The organism is Kitasatospora sp. CMC57, assembly GCF_045866025.2.
Classification (GTDB): domain Bacteria; phylum Actinomycetota; class Actinomycetes; order Streptomycetales; family Streptomycetaceae; genus Kitasatospora.
Genome location: NZ_AP035881.2, coordinates 6,284,322 through 6,310,321, shown reverse-complemented (window position 1 = coordinate 6,310,321; position 26,000 = coordinate 6,284,322). Strand labels below are relative to the sequence as shown.

The window sequence follows — 26,000 nt, the reverse complement described above, 5'->3', positions numbered from 1 at the left end:
GGGCCGTCACTCCGCGCGGCGGATCGAGTAGTTGAAGTCGGCGTGCCCGACCTGGGCCATCACCTTGAGCCAGAACGGCATCAGCATCTCCAGTGCCCGGGCCGCCGTGATGTCCCCGAGGTCCAGCACCGAGCCCTCCGGCCAGCCGAACTCGGTCAGCAGGGCCACCACCTGGGCCTTCGCCTCCGGATCGTTCCCCGCGATGAACAGGTTGTGCTCGCCGGGCACCCGGCCCGGGTCCACCATCACCTCGGAGTTGACGGTGTTCAGCGCCTTCACCACCCGCGCCTCGGGGAACTCGCGCTGGATCTGCTCGCCGACACTGTCGGTGTTCACCGGCTCCAGGCTCACCTCGCCCAGCGGCGAGAAGACCAGCGGGTTGGACACGTCGATCAGGACCTTGCCCGCCAGCGGCTCCGCCCCGGCCAGCCGGAGCGCCTGCACCGCCACCACGCCCGAGGTCGCGTTGACCACCAGCTCGCCGAAGGCGGCGGCCTCCGCGAAGGTCCCGGTGTGCCCGTACGGGCCGGCCTGCTCGGCCCAGGCCAGCGCGGCGGCGTTCTCCTTGCTGCGCGAGCCGAGCGTCACCTCGTGCCCCAGTGACACCAGCTTGCCGGCCAACGTCCGGCCGACCGTACCCGTCCCGATGATCCCGACCCGCATGCGCTGTCTCCTACTCGACCGACCGTGCGGCCACCCTAACTGACAGGGCATCAGCAGGACCGGAAGCCCGGGAACCGGTCAGAAAGGCCTCCGGTCGGACGGGCTTCCGGTCAGGCGGTCTTCCGTGAGGACAGCACGCAGAACTCGTTGCCCTCCGGGTCGGCCAGCACCCGCCAGGTCTGGTCCCCCTGGCCCACGTCGGCGAGCCGGGCGCCGAGCCCGAGCAGCCGGTCCACCTCGGCGTCCCGGTCGGCCGGGCGGAAGTCCAGGTGCAGCCGGTTCTTCACGGTCTTCGCCTCGGGCACCCGGATGAAGAGCAGGCCCGGCAGCCGGTCGGCCGCCGGGCGGATCTCGAACTCCTCGGGGTCCTCGTCGATCACCACCCAGCCGAGCGCCTCGGCCCACCAGCGGCCGAGCGCGGCCGGGTCGGCACAGTCCACCACTACCTGCTCCCATGCAAGGTCCATGGTCGGGACCCTACCGACCCGGTGCGGATTACTCCACGGTGACGCTCTTGGCCAGGTTGCGCGGCTTGTCGACGTCCCGCTTGAGGGCCACCGCCGCGTAGTAGGCGAGCAGTTGGAGCGGGATGTTGAGCAGCAGCGGGTCGAGCTCGGGCTCGCTGCGCGGGACCAGGACGGCGTGGTCGGCCAGCTTGGCGTCGGGGGTCCGGTGGGCGATCGCCAGCACCCGGCCGGCCCGGGCCTTGATCTCGCCGAGGGTGGTGAGGTTCTTGTCGAGCAGCTCGTCGTCCGGGACCAGCGCCACCGTGGGCAGATCCGGGTTGATCAGGGCGAGCGGGCCGTGCTTGAGCTCGCTGGCGGGGTACGCCTCGGCGTGCACGTAGCTGATCTCCTTGAGCTTCTGCGCACCCTCGCGGGCGACCGGGAAGCCCCGCACCCGGCCGATGAACATCATGCCGTCGTGCTTGGCGTACTCGGCGGCCAGCTCGGCGATCTTCTCCTCGTCCGCCAGGATCTCCCGGATCTGGCCCGGCAGTGCCTTCAGGCCGGCGACGATCCGGCGGCCGTCGGCCGGGGAGAGGTCGTGGATCCGGCCGAAGTGCAGCGCCAGCAGGGCGAAGGCGATCACGGTCGAGGTGAAGGCCTTGGTCGAGGCGACCGAGATCTCGGGACCGGCGTGCAGGTAGATGCCGCCGTCGCACTCGCGGGCGATCGCGCTGCCGACGGTGTTCACCACGCCGAGCACCCGGCCGCCCTTGCGCTTGATCTCCTGGACGGCGGCCAGCGTGTCGTACGTCTCGCCGGACTGGCTGACCGCCACGTACAGCGTGTCGGCCTCGATCACCGGGTTGCGGTAGCGGAACTCCGAGGCGGGCTCGCTGTGCGCGGGGATCCGGGCCAGCTCCTCGATCAGCTGGGCGCCCATCTCACCGGCGTAGTAGGCGGATCCGCAGCCGAGGATCTTCACCCGGCGGATCTCGCGCAGCTCCCGGGCGTCCAGGTTGAGGCCGCCCAGGTGCGCGGTGGCGAACCGCTCGTCCAGCCGGCCGCTCAGGGTCCGCTCGACCGAGGCCGGCTGCTCGTGGATCTCCTTGAGCAGGAAGTGCTCGTAGCCGGCTGTGTCGTAGGAGTCGATCTCCCAGTCCACGGTGGACGGCGCGCGGGTCACCGTCCGGGCGTCCTCGGTCAGGGTACGGAAGCCGTCGGCGCGCACCGTGGCCAGCTCGCCGTCCTCCAGGTGCACCACCTGACGGGTGTAGCGGACCAGGGCGGCGACGTCCGAGGCGACGAACATCTCCTTCTCGCCCAGGCCGAGCACGATCGGGCTGCCGTTGCGGGCCACCACGATCCGGTCCGGCTGGTCGGCGTCGACCACGGCGATGCCGTAGGTGCCGACCACGTGGCCGAGCGCGGCGCGCACCGCGTCCTCCAGCTCGACGCCCTCGGCGACGTGCGCGGAGACCAGGTGGGCCAGCACCTCGGTGTCGGTCTCGGAGCGGAACACCGCGCCGTCGGCCGTGAGCTTGGCACGCAGCTCGTCGGCGTTCTCGATGATGCCGTTGTGGACGACCGCGATCCGCTCGGCGTTGTCCAGGTGCGGGTGGGCGTTGGCGTCACTGGGCACACCATGGGTGGCCCAGCGGGTGTGGCCGATGCCGGTGGTGCCCTTGAACCGGGCCGGGACGGCGGCGGCGAGGTCGGCGACCCGGCCCTTGGTCTTGCAGACCTTGAGGGTGCCGGGCTTCCCGGTCACCGCCACGCCGGCCGAGTCGTAGCCCCGGTACTCCAGCCGCTGGAGCCCTTCGAGCAGGAACGCGGTGGCGTCCTTGGGACCGATGTAGGCCACGATGCCGCACATGGTGGTACTCCTCTGTCACGTCGTCGGGTGGGACGGGGCGGGCTCAGCCGTAGACGATCCGGCGCAGCTGCCGGGTGGACAGCTCGGGCGCCGCGACCCTGCGGGCGGTGAGCTCACCGGCCAGCCGGTCGAAGATCCTCTCGTTGGTCAGGCCCCGCGCCTGCAGCTCACCGTGGCGGCGGCGGACGTACTCCTCGGTGCTCTCGGAGAAGTACGCCAGCACCTCCGCGACCACCCGCGCGGCCTCCCCGGGCCCAAGCGGGGTGGTCCGGGTCAGGTGCGCGAGCAGGTCTTCGTGAGGGTGTGGTGAGACAGGCACGAGAGGGGAGCCTAGGCGTCGAACGGCCGTAGTCCAAGAATCCTGCCCGAAATCGGGCAGGGATCACGGTTTCGACTCCGCCCGGCCCCGGTCGCCTCTGCTGTGAGCGTCCTGTGAGAGTGTGTGGGATCGGTGACCGGGGGGTCCCACTCCTCGTTGACCAGTCGGCTGCCTTGGGGAACCGCCGACCCGACACATCCCGAATGGCCGTCAGAAACGTTCGTCTTCGCGCGGCTGACGCCAGGATGGGAGACGCAACCGTCCGAAGCGATCCGCCGGGGGACCACAGCTCATGCAACCGCGACTCTTCGCGATCATCACCGCCTTCCTGCTCGGCGCGCTCGGACTGGGCGCGGTGGCGGTCACCCAGTGGACCCCGCAGACCACCACCGCGCAGGTCGGTGCTCCGGCCGGACAGCCCGCCCCGGCGGCCCAGGGCGGCGGCCCGGCCGCCTCCCCCAGCCCGACCGGCGACCCGGCGGTGTGGACCCGCTCCACCCTGCGCAACAAGCTGATGGCCACGATGGAGGCCACCGATCCCGGCGTCGCGCTGGCCGAGCTGGACGCGATCAGCAAGAAGCTCCCGTACACCGTGCGGTTCTGCCACCCGATCGCCCACGAGCTCGGGCACACCGCGGTCAAGCGCTACCACGCGGACTTCCAGAAGGTGATCTCCTTCCCGCACGAGACCTGCGCTGCGGGTTACCTGCACGGCGCGGTCGAGGAGATGCTCAACGCCTCCACCAACCCGGAGGAGGACCTGCTCAAGCTCTGCGCCCCGGCCAACAACGGCAAGTGCATCCACGGCGTCGGTCACGGCACGATGTTCGTCGCCAAGCAGGACGTGGCCAAGGCCCGCGCGCTGTGCAACAAGTTCCCCAGCGACAGCCGGAAGATCACCTGCTCCGAGGGCCTCTTCATGCAGCTCTTCGGCCCCGACGAGGAGGACGAGAAGGCCAAGGCCAACCTCGACCCGGCCGCCCTCGCCAAGGACCCGCTGTACCCCTGCAAGGACCAGCCCGCGCTGTTCCAGTCCGCCTGCTTCTTCTACGCGCCGACCTTCTACCTGAGCTCGCACGACTACGCCAACCACGAGAACGTCTACGCCGACGCCCTCAAGTGGTGCCTCAACGGCCAGGCCAGCGGCGGCGCCAACGACTGCAGCCGGGGCGTCGGCTCCCGGACCATGAAGTACAACCTGGACCGCGAGAACTGGGCGGCCGACCAGTGCGCCACCGCCGCCGACTCCTGGCAGCGCAAGGCGTGCACCCAGGGCCTGATGAGCTACTACACCGTCAACTACACCGAGGCCGGCGCGGGCGCCCGGCTCTGCTCCAAGATCACCAACAAGGAGATCGCGGGCTACTGCCGCAGCGCGGGCGGCCTCTCCGGCACCCTGGACTAGGCAGGGACTAAGCTCCTGACCACCGGGTACGCCGAGGAAGCCGTGCCTCCATGACCCCTGATGGAGCAGCAGCATGAGCGACACCTCCGACGACTTCCGCACCGCCGCCCGGGCCGCCGCCGAGCTGGTCTCCGACTACCTCGACGCGGTGCCCGGCCGGCCGGTCTGGCAGCCGATGGACCCGGCCGACCGGCAGGCCCTCCTGGACCTCCCGCTGCCCGCCGACGGCGTGCCGCTGGACGGGCTGCTGGAGGTGATCGGCAGTCAGCTGATGACCGCTCCGATGGGCAACGGCCACCCGCGCTTCTTCGGCTGGGTCAACTCCGCCCCCGCCCCCGCCGGGGTGCTGGCCACCCTGGCCGCCGCCGCGATGAACCCCAGCTCGGCCGGCGGCGACCACGCCGACGTCCACCTGGAGCGGGCCGTGGTCCGCTGGATCGCCGAACTGGTCGGCTTCCCGCACCCGGCCGGCGGCGGCATCCTGACCTCCGGCACCTCGATGGCCACCATCCTGTGCCTGGCCGCCGCCCGGAACCGGGCCGGCCGCCGGGCGGGGCACGACCTGCGCCAGGACGGCCTGGCCGGGCTGCCCCCGCTGGTCGCGTACGCCACCGCCGAGACCCACTCCTGCGTCCGCAAGGCCGTCGAACTGCTCGGCCTCGGCAGTCGGCACCTGCGCACCGTCGCCACCGACGCCGAGGGGCGGCTCGACCCGGCCGCCCTGGCCGAGGCCGTGGCCGCCGACCGGGCCGCCGGACTGCTCCCCTTCCTCGCGGTCGCCTCCGCGGGTACGGTCGGCACCGGCGTGGTGGACGCCTTCGACCCGATCGCCGACGTCTGCGCCGCCGAGGGCCTCTGGCTGCACGTGGACGGCGCGTACGGCGCCTTCGGCGTCCTGGACCCGGCCATCGCCGACCAGTACGCCGGGATGGACCGCGCCGACTCGCTCGCCCTCGACCCGCACAAGTGGCTCGGCGTCCCGGTGGACTGCGGCTGCGCCCTGGTCCGCGACACCGACGAGCTGCGCTCCACCTTCAGCCTGGTCCCCTCCTACCTGCGCGACGAGGCGGCGGGGGCGCTCGGCTGGTTCTCCGAGTACGGGATCGAGCAGACCCGCCCGTTCCGCTCCCTCAAGGTCTGGGCCACCATCGCCCACCGGGGACGGGCCGGACTGGCCGCCGACATCGCCCGCTGCACCGAACTGGCCCGGCACCTGGGCGCGTTGGTCGAGGCCGACCCGGAGCTGGAGCTGCTCGCGCCGGTCCGCACCTCGATCGTCGCCTTCCGCTACCTGCCCGCCGATCCGGCCCGCACGGACGCCGTCAACCGGGACCTGCCGGTCGCCGTCCAACTGCGCGGCCAGGCCTTTGTTACGGGCGCGCTCCTCGACGGGCGCGAAATGCTCCGGGCGTGTCTGCTCAATGCCGCCACCACCGAAGCGGACCTGGACCTACTGCTGTCCGAAGTCCGTGCCGCAGGACGGGAACTGACGGAGCGTCCGACGGGTTCTTGATCTGAGGGACGGCAGTTCGGGTGCCATCCGCAGACATTTACCAACAGGTCACGGGGGATTCGTGATCACGAAACACCGGAAGAGCACGATGCTTCCATGGACACCACTTCACAGCCTTCCCGCGCCCAGCGCCGCAGCGCCAGAAACCACCGCCTGCGCCGCGACACCACCGAGCTCGCCGCCGTCTTCGTCGCGGTGGCGAGCGCCGACCTGGTCGCCAACACGGTCGTCCACGGCCACGACGGGCCGGTCCTGCTGGTCGCCTCGGCGCTCGCCCTGGTCGCCACGGCGGTCTTCCACGCCTGGTGGGCCCACCGGCATCCGCACGGACCTCCGACGCCCGACCCCGCCGCGCCGCCGGGACCGGACACCGGGGCGGGCGAGGTGACGGGACCGCTGCGTGACTTCGAGCAGACCACGCTCTGGCGGCTGCGCGCCACCGTCTCCGACTCCCCCGGCAGCCTGGCCCGGATCTGCACCGCCCTGGCCGGGCTCCAGGTCAGCATCGTCTCGATGCAGACCCACCCGCTGCCGGTCGGCGCCGTGGACGAGTTCCTGGTCCGCGCCCCGCAGCCGCTCGGCCGGGCCGACCTGACCCGGGCCGTCGCGTCCGGCGGCGGCCGCGACATCTGGACCGAACAGGCCGACACCCACGACCTGGTGGACGAGCCGACCCACGTCCTCGCGCTGGCCACCCGGACGGCCCTGGACGCCGCCGAGCTCCCGGTCGCCCTGCGCCGCCTCTTCGGCCGCTGCACGATCCGGCAGTTCCCGAACGGCGGCGCCACGGCCACGGCGGGCATCGACGGTCACCTGATGCGGCTGCCGGTCCCGTCCGGCGACCTGATCGAGCTCAACCGCCCGCACCTGCCCTTCACCCCGACCGAGTTCGCCCGGGCCCAGGCTCTGGTCGAGCTGGACTCGCTGCTCGGCCCCCGCGTCCCCAAGGTCGAGGCCCGACTCACCCTCCCCGCCGGAGCCGACCTGACGGTCCGCCGGGCCGACCCCGAGGACAAGGCCGCCGCCCTCGCCATGCACGGCCGCTGCTCCTCCGACGCCCTGCGCAAGCGCTACCACGGCCCGCTCAGGGACGCCGACCGCTACCTCGACCACCTGCTCGACCCCCGCCACGGCCAGACCCTCGCGGCGGAGACCCCCGACGGCCGGATCGTCGCCCTCGCCCACCTGATGTGGGACGACGACAGTGCGGAGATCGCCCTCCTGGTCGAGGACGCCTGGCAGCGCCGCGGCCTCGGCGTCGACCTGCTCCGCCGGATGGCCGCCCTGGCCCTGGAAGCCGGCACCCCCACCGTCTACGCGGTCACCCACGCCTCCAACACCGGCCTGATCTCCACCATGCGCCGCCTCTCCGCCCCCCTGGACTACCAGGTCGAGGACGGCACCCTGGTCATCACCGCCCACCTCTCCGAAGCCACCGAGCAGCTCCCGACCCCCTGGCCGTCCCGCTGAACCGAGTCCCTGGGCAGGGGCCCCCGGCTACCCCCCTGCCCAGGGACTCGGGGCGGGCGTCGCCGTTCCCGCCGTACGGCCCCTCGTCGCGTCCCGCCTCGCCGTCGGACCTCAAACTCTGCTCAAGAAGGGCACGTTGCCCTGTCCCGGGCCCTAGCCTGGGCCGGTAGGCATGCCGGTTCACCGGTGGCCCGAGCTGGAGGGGGAAGTCCGTGAAGCGCTTGGTCGGGACGTTGCTGTCGGGCCTGAGGTCCGTCGTGAGGCTGTTCCGCAAGCCGCCCCAGGGCCCGTTCTCGCCCGAGGCGGACAATTACCGGCAGTCCGGTGGGGGCGGGTGGCCGTTCATCATCTAGCGGGAGCAGGGCCCGAAGCCCTCTGAACGCTCCAGCGGCGGGGCGTCGCCGTTCCCCAGGGCACTGCCCTTCCGATCCTGTACCTGAGAGGGCGTCAGAAGTGCCCCTGCGCGGTGTCCAGGGACGGAGTAGGTAGGCTGGCCCCGTTCTGCCGCGCAAGCGGCGCCGCAGCAAGGAGGACCACAGAGCATGCCAGGCCCCGATTCGGACGCCGCAGCCGTACGCGACGCCTCGCTGCCCGCCCGTGCCAAGATCGCCGTGACGGCGGGCCGTGTGGCCGCCGCACTGTCGCAGAAGGCCGGCCGGGGCAGTGGCTCGGTGATCGGTGGCAAGATCGCCCTCAAGCTGGACCCCGACCTGCTGGCGACGCTCTCCGACCACCTCGACGTGGTGCTGGTGAGCGCGACCAACGGCAAGACCACCACTACCCGCCTGATCGCCGAGGCGCTGCGCGCCGCGGGCCCGGTGGTCTCGAACGCCCTGGGCGCGAACATGCCTGCCGGGATCACCGCCGCCCTCGCCGGTGGCGGGGAGGCCCGCTTCGGCGTGATCGAGGTGGACGAGAAGTACCTGGCGGGCGTCGCCCGCGACACCCGGCCGAAGGCCATAGCGCTGCTGAACCTCTCCCGTGACCAGCTGGACCGCGCCGCCGAGACCCGGATGATGGCCGAGAAGTGGCGCGAGGGCCTCCAGGACACCGAGGCGGTGATCATCGCCAACGCGGACGACCCGCTGGTGACCTGGGCCGCCTCGTCCTGCCGCAAGGTGGTCTGGGTGGCCGCCGGTCAGGCGTGGAAGGAGGACGCCTGGTCCTGCCCGTCCTGCGGTGGCGTGATGCAGCGTCCGGGCGACGACTGGTTCTGCCAGGACTGCGGCTTCCGCCGTCCGCAGCCGCACTGGGCGCTCCAGGGCACCCACGTGATCGACCCGCAGCGCGGCGCCTGGCCGATCCAGCTCCAGCTGCCCGGCCGGGCCAACCTGGCCAACGCGACCAGCTCGGCCGCGGTGGCCGCCGTCTTCGGCGTCGCCCCGCAGGTCGCGCTCCAGCGGATGCAGGCCGTCACGGCGGTCGCCGGCCGCTACGACGTGGTGCAGTACCTGGGCCGCGACGTCCGCCTGCTGCTCGCCAAGAACCCGGCCGGCTGGCTGGAGACCTTCTCGCTGATCGACCAGCCGCCGGCCCCGGTGGTGCTCTCGGTCAACGCGCTGGACGCGGACGGCACCGACACCTCCTGGCTGTGGGACGTGGACTACGAGCGGCTGTCCGGCCACCCGATCTTCGTGATGGGCCAGCGCAAGCTGGACCTGGCGGTCCGGCTGGAGGTGGCGGGTCTCCAGTTCCAGGTGGTGGACACCCTGGAGCAGGCGGTCCGGGCGGCCCCGCCCGGACGGATCGAAGCGATCGCCAACTACACGGCGTTCCAGCAGCTGCGCAAGGCGGTGGCGAACTGATGGCTACTCCCCCGTTCCAGGAGAACCCTTACCAGCAGCCCGCGTACCCCAGCGAGCCGCAGCAGCGGCCTCAGTCCGGAAGGTCCCAGAGGATGAGCGAGAGCAGCCTGCGCCTGGTCTGGGTCTACCCGGACCTGCTGAGCACGTACGGCGACCGGGGCAACGCGCTGGTCGTCGAGCGCCGGGCCCGCCAGCGCGGCCTGAACGTCCAGCGGATCGACGTCCGCTCGGACCAGGCGGTGCCGACCAGCGGTGACATCTACCTGATCGGCGGCGGTGAGGACCGTCCGCAGCGGCTGGCGGCCGAGCGGCTGGCGGCGGACCAGGGCCTGGTCCGGGCGGCCGAGAACGGTGCGATCATCTTCTCGGTCTGCGCCGGGTACCAGATCCTCGGCCACGAGTTCCTGAACGACCGGGGCGAGCGCCAGCCCGGCCTGGGCCTGCTGGACGTCTGGACCGGCCGGGGCGAGGGCGCCCGCTGCGTCGGCGACGTGCTGGCGGAGACCGACCCGCAGCTGAACCTCCCTCAGCTCACCGGCTTCGAGAACCACCAGGGCATCACCCACCTCGGCCAGGGCGTCAAGCCGCTCGCCCAGGTCCAGGTCGGCCGGGGCAACGGCACCGGCGACGGCACCGAGGGCGCCTGGCGCGACACCATTTTCGGCACCTACCTGCACGGCCCGGTGATGGCCCGTAACCCCGCCGTCGCCGACATGCTGATCAAGCTGGCGCTGGATGTGAACGCGCTGCCGCCGGCCGACACCACCTGGTACGACGCGCTGCGCGCGGAGCGGATCACGGCGACCCGTCAGCCGGCCTGAGCTGTCCACGGGTTGAGCGGGGGTCAACAGACCCCCGGATTCGTACGACAATAGAAGAGCTGAACGCACACCCTCCTGAGGCGTTCGGCGCAGTACCGCGCGGGCCGGGTCAAAGGTGACCCGGCTCACATCGGCGCCTGCCCGGTCGGACCCGGGCGCCGTATGGTGGAAGTCCGGCTGTCCGTTCTGTTCGGGAGTTGCAAAGCAATGCGTATTGGTGTGCTGACCAGCGGCGGTGACTGCCCCGGCCTGAACGCCGTGATCCGTTCCGTGGTCCACCGGGGGGTGGTCGACCACGGCGACGAGATCATCGGCTTCCAGGACGGCTGGCGCGGTCTCCTTGAGGGTGTCCACCGCCCGCTCACCCTCGACTCGGTGAGCGGCATCCTCGCCCAGGGCGGCACCATCCTCGGCTCCTCCCGGGTGCAGCCGAGCCACCTGCGGGACGGCGTCGAGCGCGCCAAGAAGTACTGCGCGGACCTCGGCATCGACGCGGTGATCCCGATCGGCGGCGAGGGCACCCTCAAGGCCGCCAAGCTGATGAGCGACGGCGGACTGCCGGTCATCGGCGTCCCGAAGACCATCGACAACGACATCGCCTGCACCGACGTGACCTTCGGCTTCGACACCGCCGTCTCGGTCGCCACCGACGCGCTGGACCGCCTCAAGACCACCGCCGAGTCGCACCAGCGGGTCATGGTCGTCGAGGTGATGGGCCGTCACACCGGCTGGATCGCCCTCAACGCCGGCATGGCGGCCGGTGCGCACGCGATCGTGGTCCCCGAGCGCCCGTTCCACATCGACAAGCTGACCGAGGTGGTCCGCGAGCGCTTCGACCGGAACAAGAAGTTCGCCATCGTGGTCTGCGCCGAGGGTGCCAAGCCCGAGCCCGGCTCCATGCACTGGGAGGAGGGCGTGAAGGACATCTACGGCCACGAGCGGTTCACCGGCATCGCCAACCAGCTCTCCCGCGAGCTGGAGCACCGCCTCGGCAAGGAGGCCAAGCCGGTCATCCTCGGCCACACCCAGCGCGGCGGCACCCCCACCGCGTACGACCGGGTCCTCGCCACCCGCTTCGGCTGGCACGCCATCGAGGCCGCCCACAAGGGCGCCTTCGGCCACATCACCGCCCTCCAGGGCACCGAGATCAAGCTCGTCCCGCTGGCCGACGCGGTGGCCGACCTCAAGACCGTCCCCGCCGAGCGCTACGTCGAGGCCGAGACCGTCATCTGACACTCCGGCAGGGCGGGCCCGCGCAGGTCACGGGCCCGCCCTGCCGCATGTACGGCGAGCCGCCCCCGGCCGACCCGGCACTCCTGGTTAGCGTGGCCGGATGGAGATCCTCGCCTACGGCGTCCAAGCAGACGAAAAGCCGCTCCTGGAGCGGGCCTTCGCGGGTCGGCACTCCCTCCGCACCCTCCCGGTGTTCCTCAACCGCGACACCGCCCCGCTCGCCGCCGACTACCCGGCCGTGAGCAGCAGCGTCAATGCCGTCCTGGACGCCGAGACCCTCACGCTGCTCGCCACCGGCGGCACGGAACTGATCACCCAACGCTCCACGGGCTTCAACAACATCGACCTCGACGCCGCCGCCGACCTCGGCCTCACGATCGCCCGGGTCTCCCACTACAGCCCGTACGCGGTCGCCGAACACGCCTGGGCCCTCGCACTGGCCGTCAATCGCCGGCTCACCCGCGCCGCCAACCGCTCCCGCGAGTTCGACTTCCGCCTGGACGGACTGCTCGGCCGGGACGTGCACGGGATGACCGTCGGCGTCATCGGCACCGGCAAGATCGGCGAGTGCTTCACCCGGATCGCGGCCGGTTTCGGCACCGAGCTCCTCGGCTGGGACATCGCCGAGAACCCGGTCTGCCGCGGGCTCGGCATGCAGTACACCGAGCTGCCCGAACTCCTCTCCCGCGCCGACCTGATCAGCCTCCACGTCCCCCTGGTCCCGGCCACCCACCACCTCATCGACTCCGCCGCCCTCGCCCGGATGAAGAGCGACGCCATCCTCGTCAACTCCAGTCGCGGCGGCCTCGTCGACAGCACCGCCCTGGTCGAGACCCTCCGCCACGGCAGGCTCTCCGGCGTGGGCCTGGACGTCTACGAGGAGGAGACCGGCGTCTTCTTCACCGACCGGTCCATCCAGGGCATCACCGATGACATCCTCGCCCGCCTGCTCACTTTCCCCCAGGTCCTGGTCACCGGTCACCAGGCCTACTTCACCCGCACGGCCGTCGGCCAGATCATCGACGCCACCGTCCGCAACGTCGACGACTTCGCCGCCGGCCGCACCAGCGAGAACACCCTGCTCCCGAGGGACTGACCCCCGCAGAAGCCGGGGGCGGTGCTCTACTGCGGTTCGGGGGCGGTGAGGCCCGGTGCGGTGCTCTTCGCAGGGCAGGCGTCCGCACCGGGTTGTTCGAGTTGGCGGATCAGTGCCTTGAGGGCGGTGACCTCGTCGTGCAGGGCCTGCTTGCCCGCCTTCGTGAGGTCGATCCAGGTGCGGGCGCGTCGGCCTTCGTACCCCTTCTCGACGGTGATCAGTCCTGCCTTCTCCAGGACGGCCAGGTGCTGGGAGAGGTTGCCGGCGGTCAGGCCGAGCGTGGTACGCAGGAACGTGAACTCCACCCGCCGGGCTTCTCTGGCCACGGCGAGGATGCCCAGGCGTACCCGTTGGTGCACGACGTCGTCGAGGCTGCTGGTCGGATGCTCGCTCACGTGGACGGCCGCCCTTGGAACCGTTGCTGCAGAACCAGGGCAGCGCTGCCGAGCAGCAGCACACCGCTTCCGGAGAAGAGGCTCCGGACGAGGGCCCACCCGCTCCAGGGCGCGAGGGCGGGAACACCGTCCAGGTCGATCATGAGGACCAGGTAGGCGCAGGTGACGGCCAGCAGCAGCCAGCTGCGCTCGATCCGGGCGAGCAGCAGCAGCGCGAGTCCGATCACGCCGGCCGGACTCACCACCGTGGTGAAGAGCTGGGACAGAAGCGTCGGTTCGCGGAAGTCGGGATAGGGCAGCACCTCCAGCGCCAGGCACATCTGGTAGCCGTGGACGAGCACGATCAGGAGGACGCCGAGGGTGAGGTACGGACCGACCCGGGTCCCCACACCGAGCCGCTCGGAACGGCGCAGGTAGAACCAAGCGGTCACACCGAAGGCGAGCAACGTCGCCACCGGGTAGTACCAGGCCGCCCACCAGAAGTTGTCGCCGAAGCTGTGGGGGGACACCAACACCCCTCCCAAGCGCACGGCGGCGAGCACCAGCAGCGGGAACCAGGCACCGCGCTGCTCACGGTGGACCCGGCGGACCAGGTCCCGCCGCATCGCCAACAGGCCAGCAGGATCCCCCGAGGACGGGGCAGGTGAAGTTGTCATGCAGAGAGGTTTGCATAACAAACTGATTCTGCATAGAGATGTCTCTGTACTTGTGCGCCAAGGACAGGGCTGCTCGACCGCGACATCACTGAGGCCCCCGCCTGCCTCGCTCTGGGCATGGGCAGTGTCGACGACTTCGAGGCCGAGTGCGCCCGGCTGATCCCGCTCGGTGCGGTACACGTGCGGACGCTGTACGACGGCACCGATTCGTGCATCCCGATGCTGGACATCGAGGGCAACGAGTTCCGCATCGATTGACGGCCCCGCCCCGCCCCGAGGTGAGTACGGGTACTCAAGCCTCCGGCGGCCCCGGTCCACGAGGATGGTGCGTGCCACCATCTCGAAGGGAACCGCCATGCTCAGCCGGATCGCCAGCGCGCTGATCCCCGTTCTCGGTCGACTGTCCGTCACCAGCGAGGTGGCGGGCCCGGTCGCGCCGGGCAGCATCGTGGTGGCCAACCACAGTTCGCTCGCCGACCCGGGTGTGGTGCTGGCCGCGCTGCGCACGCTCGGCACCGAGCCGGTGGTGATGGCGGCCGCCGGTCTGTGGCGGATCCCCGGGCTCGGCCGAGTGCTGCGGGCCGGCGGACACATCCCGGTGCAACGCGGTACGGCCCGGGCCGCCACCGCCCTCGACGTGGCCGCCGCTGCGCTCGCGGCGGGCCGCGTCGTGCTGATCTACGGCGAGGGCGGCCTGCCCCGGCGCCGGGACCCGCAGGATGCCGAGCCGGGTGCGTTCCGGACCGGTCTGGCCCGGCTCGCCACGGCCAGCGGTGCCCCCGTGGTGCCGCTCGGCCAATGCGGCGCCCGCCGACTCAGCTCGGGCGGCACGGCCAAGCAGCTGGCCGGTTTCGCCACCGCCCCACTGCGCCGCCCCGCGCTGCACGTGCACCTCGGTGCCCCGATCCGCCTGGCGGGCGACGTCTCCGACGCGACGGCCGCCGCCCACCGTGCCGTCACCCTGGCCTGGCGTGCTGCGGAGCGGCACCTGCCCGCCGACACCCGGCGGCCTGCGGCCCTCTGAACACCCGTTACCACTTCTGCGCTCCTCGGCGTGCGCCTCCATTTCGGAGGACGGACCATGAAGCCGACGAGCGGAGTAACTGTGAGCGAGGAAGTTTCCACCCCGGCCTCGGCCCCGCCCCCGGCCCCGGGCGACCTGGTCGTGCTGAGCAACGTCAACAAGCACTTCGGCGAGCTGCACGTCCTCCGGGACATCGACCTGACCATCGCCCGGGGCGAGGTGGTGGTCGTGATCGGGCCCTCCGGAGGCGGCAAGTCCACCCTCTGCCGGGCCATCAACCGCCTGGAGACCATCGATTCCGGCGAGATCGTCATCGACGGCAGACCGCTGCCTGCCGAGGGGCGCGAGCTGGCCGCGCTGCGGGCCGACGTGGGCATGGTCTTCCAGTCCTTCAACCTCTTCGCACACAAGACCGTGCTGCAGAACGTGACGCTCGGTCAGGTCAAGGTGCGCAAGAAGGACAGGAAGGAGGCCGACGAGCGGGCCCGCCACCTGCTCGACCGGGTGGGCGTCGCCTCCCAGGCGGACAAGTACCCGGCGGAGCTGTCCGGTGGACAGCAGCAACGCGTCGCGATCGCCCGGGCGTTGGCCATGGACCCGAAGATCATGCTCTTCGACGAGCCGACCTCGGCGCTCGACCCCGAGATGATCAACGAGGTGCTGGAGGTGATGCAGCAGCTCGCCAGGGACGGGATGACCATGGTCGTCGTCACCCACGAGATGGGCTTCGCCCGTTCGGCGGCCAACAGCGTGGTGTTCATGGCGGACGGCCGGATCGTGGAGAAGACGACGCCCGATCAGTTCTTCAGCAATCCGCGTAGCGAGCGGGCCAAGGACTTCCTCTCGAAGATCCTTCACCACTGACCGGACCCCACCAGCACCAGGAAAGATCATCATGAAGCTTCGTAAGGTCACCGCCGCGACCGCCGCCACGCTCGTGCTGTCCCTGACCGCCGCAGGCTGCGGTTCGGACGGTGGCGGCAGTACGGGCGGCAACAAGATCACCGTCGGGATCAAGTTCGACCAGCCCGGCATCGGCCTGAAGACCCCAGACGGCAAGTACACGGGCTTCGACGTGGACGTCGCCACGTACGTCGCCAAGCAGCTCGGCCACGATCCGGGCGACATCGAGTGGAAGGAGGCGAAGAGCGCCGACCGCGAGACGCTGCTCCAGCGCGGTGACGTCCAGTTCATCGCCGCCTCGTACTCGATCACCCCCGCGCGCTCGGAGAAGGTGGACTTCGCCGGGCCGTACCTGCTCGCGCACCAGGACGTCCTGATGCGGGCCGACGACACCTCCATCAAGACGCCGACGGACCTGAACAACAAGAAGCTCTGCTCGGTCACCGGCTCCACCTCGGCGCAGAACGTCAAGACGAAGATCGCGCCGAACGCCCAGCTCCAGCAGTACGGCGGCTACTCCGAGTGCCTGACCGGCCTGGAGAACAAGGTCATCGACGCCCTGACCACCGATGACGTGATCCTGGCCGGCTACGCCTCGCAGCCCGAGTTCAGGGGCAAGTTCCGGCTCGGTGGTTTCAAGCTGAGCAATGAGAACTACGGCATCGGCGTCCAGAAGGGCAGCGATCTCAAGGCGAAGATCGACACCGCCCTGGAGAAGATGGTCAGCGACGGCTCCTGGGACGCGGCGGTGAAGAAGAACTTCGGCCCCGCCAACTACCAGCCCGAGTCCGCCCCGAAGATCGGCGTCATCGTCAGCTGAACCGGACGGCCCACGGCACGCCGTGGGCCGTCACCGCCGTGGAAGGGCCGGGTGACCGTGTTCGACTTTCTTGAGGGTTACGACCTGCTCGGGGCTTTCTGGGTGACGGTGCAGCTCACCTTCTACTCCGCCATCGGCTCGCTGATCTGGGGGACCGCCCTGGCGGCCATGCGGGTCAGCCCGGTGCCGCTGATGCGCGGCTTCGGCACTTCCTACGTCAACGTGGTCCGGAACATCCCGCTCACGGTGATCATCGTCTTCACCTCGCTCGGCCTGTTCCAGACGCTCGGGGTCACCCTCGGCGCCGACAACTTCACCACCATCAACTTCCGGCTGGCCGTGCTCGGCCTGACCCTCTACACCTCGGCGTTCGTCTGCGAGGCGCTGCGGTCGGGCATCAACACGGTGCCGGTCGGCCAGACCGAGGCCGCGCGGGCCGTCGGTCTGAACTTCCCCCAGGTGCTGAGGCTGGTGGTGCTTCCCCAGGCCTTCCGTTCCGTGGTGGGTCCGCTGGCGAACGTGCTGATCGCACTGACGAAGAACACCACCGTGGCCGCCGCGATCGGCGTCGCCGAAGCCGCGTCCCTGATGCGGGAGATGATCGAGAACGAGGCCCAACTCATCCTCATCTCGGCCATCTTCGCGTTCGGATTCATCTGCCTCACCCTCCCGACCGGGCTCTTCCTCGGCTGGGTGAGCAAGAAGGTGTCGGTGAAGAGATGACGGCTCCGTCCACCCTGTACGACGTCCCGGGGCCGCGGGCGAGAAGACGCAACGTGCTGCTCACGGTGCTGTTCCTGGTCGCCCTCGCCGCGGTGATCTGGTGGGTGGTGCAGAGCCTCTCGGACAAGAACCAGCTCGAATGGGTCAAGTGGCGGCCCTTCTTCACCGACTCCCGCGCCTGGTCGACCTACCTGCTGCCGGGGCTCAAGAACACGCTGATCGCCGCCGCGCTCGCCATGGTCATCGCGCTGCCGCTCGGCGTGCTGTTCGGCATCGCCCGGCTCTCCGAGCACCGCTGGGTGCGGGCGGTGGGCGGCACGGTGGTGGAGTTCTTCCGCGCCATCCCGGTGCTGATCCTGATGCTCTTCGCGAACGCGGCCTACTCCGAGTTCACCGACGTCAGCCCCGACAGCCGGCCGCTCTACGCCGTGGTCACCGGCCTGGTCCTCTACAACGCCTCGGTGCTCGCGGAGATCGTCCGGGCCGGCATCCTGTCGCTGCCGCGCGGTCAGACCGACGCGGCCAAGGCGATCGGCATGCGGAAGAACCAGGTCATGCGCCACGTCCTGCTGCCGCAGTCGGTCACCGCGATGCTGCCGGCGATCGTCAGCCAGCTGGTGGTGATCGTGAAGGACACCGCGCTGGGTGGCGCGCTGCTCGGCTTCGCCGAACTGCTGGCGTCGGTCCGCCCGATGAGCGCGAACTACGGGGCGAACACCATCGCCAGCTTCACCGTCGTCGCGGTGGTCTTCGTCCTGGTGAACTTCTCGCTCACGTCATTCGCGAGCTGGCTGGAGGGCCGGCTGCGGCGCGGCAAGAGGTCCACCGGCGCGGTGGTCCGGGCGGACGCGGTCGCGGAGCTGGCCACGCCCGGCGAGCACGTGGGCCGCGACGACCTCGACGGCCCGAGCGGCCCGAGCGGCGCAGGCGGCACCTCGGCCAGGTGAGACGCCAGGAGCCCCGGACCTCTGCTCGGTCCGGGGCTCCTGGCGTGCGCGGGCGACTACTCGACGACGAGCTCGACCTCGATGTTGCCGCGGGTGGCCTTGGAGTACGGGCAGACCTGGTGGGCCTGCTTGACCAGCAGCTCGCCCGTCTCGCCCGCCAGGGCGTCCGGGAGCTCGACCCGCAGGACCACGGAGAGGCCGAAGCCGTCGTCGTCCTTGCCGATGGAGACCTCGGCGGTGACCGAGATCTCGCCGGTGTCCACCCGGGCCTGGCGGCCGACCAGGCCGAGGGCACTGGCGAAGCAGGCCGCGTACCCGGCGGCGAAGAGCTGCTCGGGGTTGGTGCCCTGACCGTTGCCGCCGAGCGCGGGGGGCATCGCCAGCGCGAGGTCCAGCTGACCGTCGGAGCTGACGGTGCGGCCCTCGCGGCCGTTGGCGGTGGCGGCAGCGGTGTACAGCGCGTCCATGGTGACCTGTCCCTTCGTGGCTCGGCGGCCGGTGTCCGGCTCGCCCTCTGCCGAGAATCATTGCACGCAATTCAGTTGTGCACAACTGAGCAGCGCACAGCTATTCTGGAACCATGACCGAGCCGACCGACGTACCCGAGACCGAGCTGCTGCGCCTGGACAACCAGATCTGCTTCAGCGTGCAGGCCGCCTCCCGGGCCTTCAACGGTGTGTACCGGACGCTGCTCAAGGACCTGGGACTGACCTACCCCCAGTACCTGGTGATGCTGGTGCTCTGGGAGCACGGCGATCTGCCCGTGAAGCAGATCGGCGAGTACCTGCGCCTGGACTCCGGCACCCTCTCCCCGCTGCTCAAGCGCCTGGAGGCGACCGGCTACGTACGGCGCACCCGCAGCACCGAGGACGAACGGTCCGTCACCATCCGCCTCACCGACACCGGGGCGGCCATGCGCGGCCAGGCGCTCTGCGTACCGCGCGGCATCCTGGAGGCCAGTGACCTCTCCGCCGAGGAGGCCACCACCCTGCACTCCCTGCTGCTCCGGGTCACCGGCTCGCTGGACGCCGCGGCGAACGCACCGGGGGCGGGTGCGGCCGCGGGATAAGGGGCACCTAGGCTGACCCTCGAAGCAAAACGGACGAACCGGACCCGCAGCGCGGCCCGGTCCGACCCGAACTGACGAGGGAAAGCAGGACCCGCCGATGGGCGACGGCATGACCGGGATGCACCACCACGGCGGGATGGCGCCTCTCGGCCCGTTCACCGTCGACTCCGCCCTGACCTGGTCGCCCGACTGGCCGTTCCTGATCGGCTGCCTGGTCGCCCTCGGGCTGTACGGCGCGGGCGTGGGCCGGCTGGTCCGGCGCGGCGACCGCTGGCCGGTCGGCCGCAGCATCGCCTGGGTCGCGGGCCTCGGCACCGTCCTGCTGGTGACCTGCACCGGGCTGAACGACTACGGCATGGTGCTGTTCAGCGCCCACATGATCCAGCACATGGTGCTCTCCATGCTCGCCCCCATCCTGCTGCTGCTCGGCGCCCCGATCACGCTCGCACTGCGAGCGCTGCGCCCGGCCCGCAAGGGCAGCGGCAAGGGCGCCCGCGAGCTGCTGGTGGCACTGCTGCACAGCCGGTACGTCCGGGTGGTCTCGCACCCGGCCTTCACCATCCCGCTGTTCATCGCGAGCCTGTACGCGCTCTACTTCACCCCGCTGTTCGACTTCCTGATGGGCTACCGGGTCGGGCACATCGGGATGATGGTGCACTTCCTGGCGGTCGGCCTGCTGTTCTTCTGGCCGATCATGGGCGTCGACCCCGGCCCGCACCGGCCGGGCTTCGTGATGCGGATCATCGAGCTGTTCATGGGGATGCCGTTCCACGCCTTCTTCGGCGTCGCGGTGATGATGGCGACCAGTCCGCTGGTGACCACCTTCACCTCCGCGACGGCGCCGCCCGGCACCGACCTGATCAACGATCAGAAGCTCGCCGGCGGCATCACCTGGGCGTTCGGCGAGATCCCGACCGCGATCGTGCTGATCGCGCTCACGCTGCAGTGGGCCAAGTCCGAGGAGCGCCAGGCCCGCCGCCGGGACCGGGCCGCCGACCGGGACGGCGACGCGGAGCTGGTCGCCTACAACGCGTACCTGGCCTCGCTCGACAGGCGCGGCACCCGGCCGGCCGACGCCGGCTGACCCGCCCCGAAGCCCCCGTCGCACCACGCGACGGGGGCTTCGTGCTGTCCGCCGACGCCCCGTCAGGCCCGGCGGGCCAGGCCCGCCACCAGGATGTCGAGGCCGAACTCGAACCGCTCGTCGCCGACGTCCCGGGTCAGCTCGCCCGCCAGCGCGACCACCAGCGGATAGCGGTCGGCGGGGATCGACCGGAAGAACGTCCGGATCCGTTCGCCGTAGGCCGAGGCATCCTCGGTGGACACCCGCCACCGGCTGCTCTCCTCGAAGGCGGTAGCGGTGACCAGCAGGGAGAGCACGTCCACGCCGTAGGAGGCGGTCCGGTCGTCCAGGCCGCCGGCCTTCAGCAGGCCGAGCAACGCCTCGGCGTTGTCCAGCGCGTACGGGGTGACCGGCACGTTGGCGGCCATCACGGCCCGGGCCAGGTCGCCGTGACTGGTCAGCGCCTTGCGGGCGCGCCGCATGTGGTCCCTCACCTGCTCCTGCCAGCGGGCCGGGTCCGGCGTCTCGACGGCGATCTCCGAGTAGACCAGGTCGAGGACCTGCTCCAGGAGCTCCTCCTTGTTGCCGATGTGCGCGTACAGGCTGGCCGCGCCCGTGCCGAGCTCCTGGGCGACCCGGCGCATCGAGAGCGCGTCCAGACCCTCGGTCTCGATGATCGTCAGCGCGGTCGCCACGATCCGCTCGCGACTGAGCGGCTGCCGCTTGGGCGCGGGCTTCTCCCGGCCGGGCCAGGTCTCGGGCCAGCTGGTCATGCGGAACCTCCGGAGTAGGCGACCCCTGAATCCTACCTTGACACGAACGGCGTTCCAGTCGTAGAACGGTGTTCGTCAAAGCAAACGCTGTTCGTCGATACGAACGCCGTTCCATCGAGGAGTCGCCATGACCGCCGTACTCGAAACACCCACCGAGGAACCCCTCCACCGCTACCGCTGGGCCGCCCTCGGCGTGGTCCTGCTGGTCGAGGCGATGGATCTGCTGGACGCCACCATCACCGGCGTCGCCTCCCCTGCGATCCTGCGTGACCTGGGCGGCAGCGAGTCCCAGATCCAGTGGATCGCCGCCGCCTACACGCTGGCCTTCGCCATGCTGATGGTCACCGGGGCCAGGCTCGGCGACATCTTCGGCCGCAAGCGGCTCTTCCTGCTCGGCGCCGCCGGGTTCACCCTCGCCTCGGCGGCCTGCGCCGCCGCGACCGACCCCGGTCTGCTGATCGGCGCCCGCGCCGTCCAGGGTGGGTTCGCGGCGCTGCTCATCCCGCAGGGCCTCGGCCTGATCCGGCTGATGTTCCCGCCCCAGGAGGTCGGTGCCGCCTTCGGGCTGTTCGGCCCGGTGCTCGGGCTTTCCTCGGTGCTCGGCCCGACCCTCGGCGGCTTCCTGGTGGACGCGGACTGGCTCGGCACCGGCTGGCGGATGGTCTTCCTGGTCAACCTGCCGCTCGGCCTGCTGGCCGTGCTCGGCGCCACCCGGCTGCTGCCCGCCAACCGCCTCACCCGCGCCGACGGCGCCGTCCGCCTCGACCTGCCCGGCATGCTGCTGGTCGCCCTGGCCGCGCTGCTGCTCGTCTACCCGCTGGTCCAGGGCCGCGAGCTGGGCTGGCCGCTCTGGACGTACCTGAGCATGGCCGCCGCGCTGCCAGTCCTGCTGGTCTTCGCCCGCTACCAGCGGCGCCTGAAGCGGGCCGGCGGCTCCCCACTGGTCGAGCCCTCGCTCTTCGGCCGCCGGGCCTTCACCGGGGCGCTGGCCAGCGGCGTGGTCTTCTTCGGTGCGGTCGCGGGGCTGATGCTGGTCTTCACCCTCTACCTCCAGCTCGGGCTCGGCTGGACCCCCTTGCACGCCGGTCTGACGATGATTCCGCTCTCACTCGGCCTGGTGGTCGGCGCGGTCCTGTCCGGCGCGGTGCTCGGCCCCAGGTACGGCCGCCGGGTGCTGCACCTGGGCCTGGCGGTCGCCGTCCTCGGCTCGCTCGCCGTGTGGGCCACCCTCGAGTACGGCGCCGACGGCCTCACCACCTGGCAGCTGATCCCGGCGCTGGTCCTCACCGGCCTCGGTCTCGGCCTGATCATGGCCCCGTTCTTCGACATCGCGCTCGCCGGCGTCGAGGAGCACGAAGTCGGCTCCGCCTCCGGCGTGCTGAACGCGGTCCAGCAGCTGGGCGGCTCGATCGGTGTCGCCGTCCTCGGCACCGCCTTCTTCGGCTGGGCCGCCTCCGACGGCTTCCGCCCCGCAGCGGGACGGACCCTCGGCCTGACCGCCGTCGGCCTGCTGATCGCCGCCGCGCTCGCCTTCCTCCTCCCCGAGCGGGCCCGCCCGCACGAGGACGGCGGCGGTCGCTGACCCGGCGTCAGCCGATGCCCTGGCGGTCCGGGGCCAAGGCGAAGGCCCGGTTGCCGGGGGCGGGGACGTGTTCGGCCACCGCCCGTTCCAGCAGGTCCCGTTGGGCCAGCAGGGGCGGGCGGCGGGCTTCGGGGGTGATCCTCAGGAGGTCGTCCAGCGCTGCCGCCAGGCGCCGGGAGACCTGGGGCTGGCCGCCGCCGCAGATCCGGATCTCGGTGAAGGCCAGGTCGACGGTGCACTGCCAGTCCGGGATCGGCACCAGCAGCACCGCCACCACGGTGGAGACCACCGGGACGGAGGTGACCTTGGTCGGGTCGGTGGTGTCGTCGTAGCCGAGCCGCACCAGCAGGGTGAACAGGAAGGGTGGCCAGGCAGGCCGAGAAGGTGGTCTTGGTGATCCGGCTCCGCACGTACAGCCGCAGCACCCGGGGACATCTGACTGGCCGCCATCTGCAGGGCCACCAGCGAGATCGAGAAGACCACGCCGATGAACGTCAGGATCGCCGAGCTCACCGTGGGGACCACGGCCTTCGCGCCACTGGTGAACGCCAGCAGGTCGGCCGCGCTGCCGGTCGCGGCGATCTTCTCGTGCACCAGCCGGGCGTCCAGCCAGGTGGTGGTCCCGGACACCAGCACCGCCGTCAGACAGGCCAGCAGCGGGGCGAACCAGAACGAGTCCCGCAGGTGCTCTCGCGCAGCGGCGACAGCGGTCGGTGGCGTGGGGGCCTCGGCTTCGGCGGCTGACGCCCCGCCGGCTGACGGTCGTTCACCTCGTCACCGTAGGACATCCGCTGTCGAACGGCCATCCGCACGTCACCTCCTCGGCCCAACCCCCGTTAAGCCTCAGCGGGCGGAACCGCAGGGCGAAGGGAAGACGGACATGAGGCAGGTTCCTCTGGAGATGCACCGGCTGGCACCGGGACGGGTCGTGGAATGGCGGTTGCGCTCCACGGCGCCACTGCTGCCGCCGCCCAGGTCGCCGGGCCTGGCCGCCGCCAGGAGAGCGTCGTTCAACCAGGAGAAACATTTCACCGCCGCCGAGGAGACCCGGGCCGGCGAGGAGCCCACCGCCTCCTGGATCGCGGTCACCTTCGAGGTGGCGGGTCCGCTGGACGAGTCGGTGATGGCCCGGGTGCTCCTAAACTTCGTCGGCCGCCACGAGGTGCTCCGCAGCGTCTTCCAGCGGCTGGCCGGCGAACTGTCCTGCAAGCCGGGGTCGGTCGAGGACATGTCCCTCGAACTGCACGAGGTCGGCGACTTCGACTCCGGTGAGCTCCTGGCCGGCCACCTCGCCGACCGGTTCAGGCACTGCATCGACACCCTCTCCTGGCCGCTGTTCACCGCCGGCGCGGTGCTGCGAGAGGACTCCGCGACGGTCTACCTGGCCTTCGACCACATCGTCTGCGACGGCATGTCGATGCCGATCGTCGTCCACGAGCTGCAGACCGCGTACGAGGCGGCGCTGCTCGGCGAGCAAGCGGTGCTGCCGTCCGCGCCCAGCTACCTCGACTTCGCCGACGAGCAGCGCCGCCGGTACCTGGCGATCGGGGCCGACGACCCACGGCTCGACTACTGGAAGTCCTTCATCGCCCGCAACGGCGAGTTCTTCCCGCGCTTCCCGCTCGACCTCGGGGTGCAGCCCGGGCGGATGTACCCGATCGTCAACGAGGCGTCCACCCTGCTGGACGCCGAGGAGGCCGATCTCTTCGAGAAGCAGTGCTTCGCGGTGGACGGCAAACCCTTCATGGGCGTGCTCGCGGCCTCCGCCGTCAGCCTGCGCGAGGTCGGCGGGCCCGGCGTCTACCGGGGCTTCATGCCGGTCAGCGAGCGCGGCGGCGGCCCCTGGGCGCACTCCATGGGCTGGTTCGTCAACACCCTGCCGATCGAGTTCGACGTCTCGGTGGGCCAGGACTTCGCCCAGGTCATGGCGGGCGTCCGGGCCGCGTTCACCGAGATGATCGGCCATCTGGACGTGCCGTTCGTCCGGGCCTGGGAGCTGCTGGCGCCCGAGGAGTTCGCCGCCCGGGACTGGCCCTACCCGGTCAACTTCTTCTCCTACATCGACATGCGCAAGTGCGCGGGCGCCGAGCGGTACGGCAACTGGCGGCCCACCTCGCACGTCTGGTCGGCCCACTCCAACGGCACCTGTACCTGGTTCCAGCGCGACGCCGAGGGCCTGCACATCAACTCGATCTACGTGGACACACCACGGGCCCGCCGCACCATGGGAGACCTGCTGGACGCGCTGCGCCGGACGGTCCAGGACATCACCCGGGCGGACACGGCACGGGTCTTCGTCCCCTCCGCGAGGTAGGACCCGAGGGGCTCACCCGGTCGGGCCGGGTGAGCCCCTCGGTCGGAAGGTGTCAGAAGGTGATCGTCCGGCCCTCGGCGGCGGCCTGGCGGGCGGTGTACGAGACCCCGTGCACCTTGAGCCCGGCCGGGTCGAGCAGGGTGATCACACCACCGTGGTTGCCGAGCTCGAAGCAGCCGGCGCCGTTGACGGTGAGCAGGGCGCCCGGGGCGAGCCGGGCGGCCGGGATCGGCAGCCGGTGCTTGGCCTGGTCCGCGAGCTGCCAGCCCGTCAGGTCGACCGGCGCTGCAGACGCGTTGAGCAGCGTGACGGTCTCCCGCTCGGGCGCCGGACCGGCCGGGTTGACCAGGGCCGCGACGATCCGGACCGCCTCCCCGTGCGGATCGGTCGGACGGCCCGGCGTGCTCGGCATGGTGTGCCCGGTGGCGTCGTCGGTGTGCCAGCTCTGTGATTGGAAGGCCAGGAACACCGCCACCCAGCGGTCCTCGGCGGGCAGGTGGATCAGCAGCCCGCCGTCCTGGTACACCCCGTCGTCGTTGCGGAACCGTCCGCTGTTGCCCTGGTTCAGGTGGATGTCGTGGACGCCGTTGCCGGGCCGGAAGCCGAACACCTTGTCCGGGATGTTCACCTCGGGGCCGAAACGCTGGCCGAACAGATAGACCGCCGCCGCCGGGTCGGCGATCGCCCGCTGGACGTAGTGGTCCAGCAGGTCGGCCAGGTCGTTGTCGACCCCCGGCAGGTCCGGCGGCAGGGTCCGCATCTCGGCGGGATCGAACAGGTTGCCCCGGACGAAGTCGAGACTGGCCGTGCCGGGCTTGGAGGACAGCCCGGTCCACCCGCTGCCGGCCGCCGGAAGCAGGCCGGTCAGCGGATGCCGGAAGTCGTCGACCACCACGTACAGCAGTTCCGAAGGCGCTTGCTGCGACAGCACATTGACCGCGGCACGGTAGTCGGTGCCGTGCGCGTCACGCAGGTGGATCTGGTAGTGCGGGGTGTCGGCGGCGCCTTCGCGGCGCCGGTCCACGGCGGTAGCGGCGAGCACGCCGTAGTTCTTCAGGGGCATCGGTGAGGTCCTTCGGCCGAG

General features: G+C 71.1%; 27 protein-coding genes and 1 pseudogene. 17 read left to right on the top strand and 11 right to left on the bottom strand.

The features are described from left to right. Positions 1–6 precede the first annotated feature (6 nt). From ACKUU6_RS28360 to ACKUU6_RS28345, 4 genes are all read right to left on the bottom strand, one after another. Positions 7–663, bottom strand: coding sequence for an NADPH-dependent F420 reductase (locus ACKUU6_RS28360; protein ID WP_407991411.1), 657 nt, complete (start codon positions 661–663; stop codon positions 7–9). A 110-nt stretch (positions 664–773) separates the two neighbouring features. Next, positions 774–1,130, bottom strand: coding sequence for a VOC family protein (locus tag ACKUU6_RS28355; protein WP_407991410.1), 357 nt, complete (start codon positions 1,128–1,130; stop codon positions 774–776). 28 nt (positions 1,131–1,158) lie between these two features. After that, positions 1,159–2,985 carry a glutamine--fructose-6-phosphate transaminase (isomerizing) gene (gene glmS / locus ACKUU6_RS28350; protein WP_407991409.1) on the bottom strand — a complete coding sequence of 609 codons (1,827 nt, stop codon included), beginning with the start codon at positions 2,983–2,985 and terminating at the stop codon, positions 1,159–1,161. 43 nt (positions 2,986–3,028) lie between these two features. Next, positions 3,029–3,304 carry a hypothetical protein gene (locus ACKUU6_RS28345; RefSeq protein WP_407991408.1) on the bottom strand — a complete coding sequence of 92 codons (276 nt, stop codon included), beginning with the start codon at positions 3,302–3,304 and terminating at the stop codon, positions 3,029–3,031. A 292-nt stretch (positions 3,305–3,596) separates the two neighbouring features. Here ACKUU6_RS28345 and ACKUU6_RS28340 point away from each other — a divergent pair, with 292 nt between their 5' ends. From ACKUU6_RS28340 to ACKUU6_RS28310, 7 genes are all read left to right on the top strand, one after another. Beyond that, positions 3,597–4,709 (top strand): hypothetical protein, encoded by a 1,113-nt coding sequence (locus tag ACKUU6_RS28340; RefSeq protein ID WP_407991407.1) that lies wholly within the window; start codon positions 3,597–3,599, stop codon positions 4,707–4,709. Between the two features lie 73 nt (positions 4,710–4,782). Beyond that, the gene (locus tag ACKUU6_RS28335; RefSeq protein ID WP_407991406.1) at positions 4,783–6,222 is read left to right on the top strand and encodes a pyridoxal phosphate-dependent decarboxylase family protein; all 1,440 of its coding nucleotides are present in this window, start codon (positions 4,783–4,785) and stop codon (positions 6,220–6,222) included. A 96-nt stretch (positions 6,223–6,318) separates the two neighbouring features. Beyond that, the gene (locus ACKUU6_RS28330; RefSeq protein ID WP_407991405.1) at positions 6,319–7,692 is read left to right on the top strand and encodes a GNAT family N-acetyltransferase; all 1,374 of its coding nucleotides are present in this window, start codon (positions 6,319–6,321) and stop codon (positions 7,690–7,692) included. 542 nt (positions 7,693–8,234) lie between these two features. Beyond that, on the top strand, positions 8,235–9,497 hold the full coding sequence (locus tag ACKUU6_RS28325; protein ID WP_407991404.1) for a MurT ligase domain-containing protein: 1,263 nt from the start codon (positions 8,235–8,237) through the stop codon (positions 9,495–9,497). A 92-nt stretch (positions 9,498–9,589) separates the two neighbouring features. After that, positions 9,590–10,318 carry a type 1 glutamine amidotransferase gene (locus ACKUU6_RS28320; protein WP_407991403.1) on the top strand — a complete coding sequence of 243 codons (729 nt, stop codon included), beginning with the start codon at positions 9,590–9,592 and terminating at the stop codon, positions 10,316–10,318. Between the two features lie 207 nt (positions 10,319–10,525). Continuing rightward, entirely contained in the window at positions 10,526–11,551 is a 1,026-nt protein-coding gene (locus tag ACKUU6_RS28315; RefSeq protein WP_407991402.1) for a 6-phosphofructokinase, read from the top strand. A gap of 100 nt (positions 11,552–11,651) precedes the next feature. After that, on the top strand, positions 11,652–12,647 hold the full coding sequence (locus ACKUU6_RS28310) for a 2-hydroxyacid dehydrogenase (protein ID WP_407991401.1): 996 nt from the start codon (positions 11,652–11,654) through the stop codon (positions 12,645–12,647). Positions 12,648–12,673: 26 nt separating this feature from the next. On the opposite strand, the gene ACKUU6_RS28305 is transcribed toward ACKUU6_RS28310, so the two are convergent. Beyond that, entirely contained in the window at positions 12,674–13,042 is a 369-nt protein-coding gene (locus ACKUU6_RS28305; RefSeq protein ID WP_407991400.1) for a winged helix-turn-helix domain-containing protein, read from the bottom strand. Beyond that, entirely contained in the window at positions 13,039–13,698 is a 660-nt protein-coding gene (locus ACKUU6_RS28300; RefSeq protein WP_407991399.1) for a hypothetical protein, read from the bottom strand. The genes ACKUU6_RS28305 and ACKUU6_RS28300 overlap by 4 nt, the downstream gene beginning before the upstream one ends. A gap of 117 nt (positions 13,699–13,815) precedes the next feature. Here ACKUU6_RS28300 and ACKUU6_RS28295 point away from each other — a divergent pair, with 117 nt between their 5' ends. The 6 genes from ACKUU6_RS28295 to ACKUU6_RS28270 all read left to right on the top strand — a co-directional run bounded on the left by ACKUU6_RS28295 (position 13,816) and on the right by ACKUU6_RS28270 (position 18,115). Next, the gene (locus ACKUU6_RS28295) at positions 13,816–13,956 is read left to right on the top strand and encodes a VOC family protein (protein ID WP_407992306.1); all 141 of its coding nucleotides are present in this window, start codon (positions 13,816–13,818) and stop codon (positions 13,954–13,956) included. 97 nt (positions 13,957–14,053) lie between these two features. After that, the gene (locus tag ACKUU6_RS28290; protein ID WP_407991398.1) at positions 14,054–14,722 is read left to right on the top strand and encodes a lysophospholipid acyltransferase family protein; all 669 of its coding nucleotides are present in this window, start codon (positions 14,054–14,056) and stop codon (positions 14,720–14,722) included. 57 nt (positions 14,723–14,779) lie between these two features. Continuing rightward, positions 14,780–15,586: an amino acid ABC transporter ATP-binding protein gene (locus ACKUU6_RS28285; protein WP_407991397.1), complete on the top strand. Its 807-nt coding sequence runs from the start codon at positions 14,780–14,782 to the stop codon at positions 15,584–15,586. Between the two features lie 31 nt (positions 15,587–15,617). Continuing rightward, positions 15,618–16,445, top strand: a complete 828-nt coding sequence (locus ACKUU6_RS28280) for a glutamate ABC transporter substrate-binding protein (RefSeq protein WP_407991396.1) — start codon at positions 15,618–15,620, stop codon at positions 16,443–16,445. Between the two features lie 57 nt (positions 16,446–16,502). Beyond that, positions 16,503–17,168, top strand: a complete 666-nt coding sequence (locus tag ACKUU6_RS28275) for an amino acid ABC transporter permease (RefSeq protein WP_407992264.1) — start codon at positions 16,503–16,505, stop codon at positions 17,166–17,168. Then, positions 17,165–18,115, top strand: a complete 951-nt coding sequence (locus ACKUU6_RS28270; RefSeq protein ID WP_407991395.1) for an amino acid ABC transporter permease — start codon at positions 17,165–17,167, stop codon at positions 18,113–18,115. The genes ACKUU6_RS28275 and ACKUU6_RS28270 overlap by 4 nt, the downstream gene beginning before the upstream one ends. A gap of 56 nt (positions 18,116–18,171) precedes the next feature. On the opposite strand, the gene ACKUU6_RS28265 is transcribed toward ACKUU6_RS28270, so the two are convergent. Then, the gene (locus ACKUU6_RS28265; protein WP_407991394.1) at positions 18,172–18,582 is read right to left on the bottom strand and encodes an organic hydroperoxide resistance protein; all 411 of its coding nucleotides are present in this window, start codon (positions 18,580–18,582) and stop codon (positions 18,172–18,174) included. Between the two features lie 113 nt (positions 18,583–18,695). Here ACKUU6_RS28265 and ACKUU6_RS28260 point away from each other — a divergent pair, with 113 nt between their 5' ends. Both ACKUU6_RS28260 and ACKUU6_RS28255 read left to right on the top strand, forming a co-directional pair. Beyond that, the gene (locus tag ACKUU6_RS28260) at positions 18,696–19,184 is read left to right on the top strand and encodes a MarR family winged helix-turn-helix transcriptional regulator (RefSeq protein WP_407991393.1); all 489 of its coding nucleotides are present in this window, start codon (positions 18,696–18,698) and stop codon (positions 19,182–19,184) included. Positions 19,185–19,281: 97 nt separating this feature from the next. Then, on the top strand, positions 19,282–20,268 hold the full coding sequence (locus tag ACKUU6_RS28255) for a cytochrome c oxidase assembly protein (RefSeq protein ID WP_407991392.1): 987 nt from the start codon (positions 19,282–19,284) through the stop codon (positions 20,266–20,268). A 62-nt stretch (positions 20,269–20,330) separates the two neighbouring features. On the opposite strand, the gene ACKUU6_RS28250 is transcribed toward ACKUU6_RS28255, so the two are convergent. Beyond that, positions 20,331–21,020 (bottom strand): TetR/AcrR family transcriptional regulator, encoded by a 690-nt coding sequence (locus ACKUU6_RS28250; RefSeq protein WP_407991391.1) that lies wholly within the window; start codon positions 21,018–21,020, stop codon positions 20,331–20,333. 127 nt (positions 21,021–21,147) lie between these two features. Here ACKUU6_RS28250 and ACKUU6_RS28245 point away from each other — a divergent pair, with 127 nt between their 5' ends. Beyond that, entirely contained in the window at positions 21,148–22,602 is a 1,455-nt protein-coding gene (locus ACKUU6_RS28245) for an MFS transporter (RefSeq protein ID WP_407991390.1), read from the top strand. A gap of 7 nt (positions 22,603–22,609) precedes the next feature. Here ACKUU6_RS28245 and ACKUU6_RS28240 read toward each other — a convergent pair whose 3' ends face one another. Together ACKUU6_RS28240 and ACKUU6_RS28235 are read right to left on the bottom strand one after the other, a co-directional pair. After that, positions 22,610–22,945, bottom strand: coding sequence for a hypothetical protein (locus ACKUU6_RS28240; protein ID WP_407992305.1), 336 nt, complete (start codon positions 22,943–22,945; stop codon positions 22,610–22,612). A 143-nt stretch (positions 22,946–23,088) separates the two neighbouring features. Continuing rightward, positions 23,089–23,232, bottom strand: a pseudogene (locus ACKUU6_RS28235) (hypothetical protein); the annotation flags it as partial. A gap of 250 nt (positions 23,233–23,482) precedes the next feature. Between ACKUU6_RS28235 and ACKUU6_RS28230 the strand changes: the two are divergent. Beyond that, positions 23,483–24,916 carry a condensation domain-containing protein gene (locus ACKUU6_RS28230; protein ID WP_407991389.1) on the top strand — a complete coding sequence of 478 codons (1,434 nt, stop codon included), beginning with the start codon at positions 23,483–23,485 and terminating at the stop codon, positions 24,914–24,916. Positions 24,917–24,968: 52 nt separating this feature from the next. Here ACKUU6_RS28230 and ACKUU6_RS28225 read toward each other — a convergent pair whose 3' ends face one another. Beyond that, positions 24,969–25,979, bottom strand: a complete 1,011-nt coding sequence (locus tag ACKUU6_RS28225; protein ID WP_407991388.1) for a DUF2278 family protein — start codon at positions 25,977–25,979, stop codon at positions 24,969–24,971. Positions 25,980–26,000 lie beyond the last annotated feature (21 nt).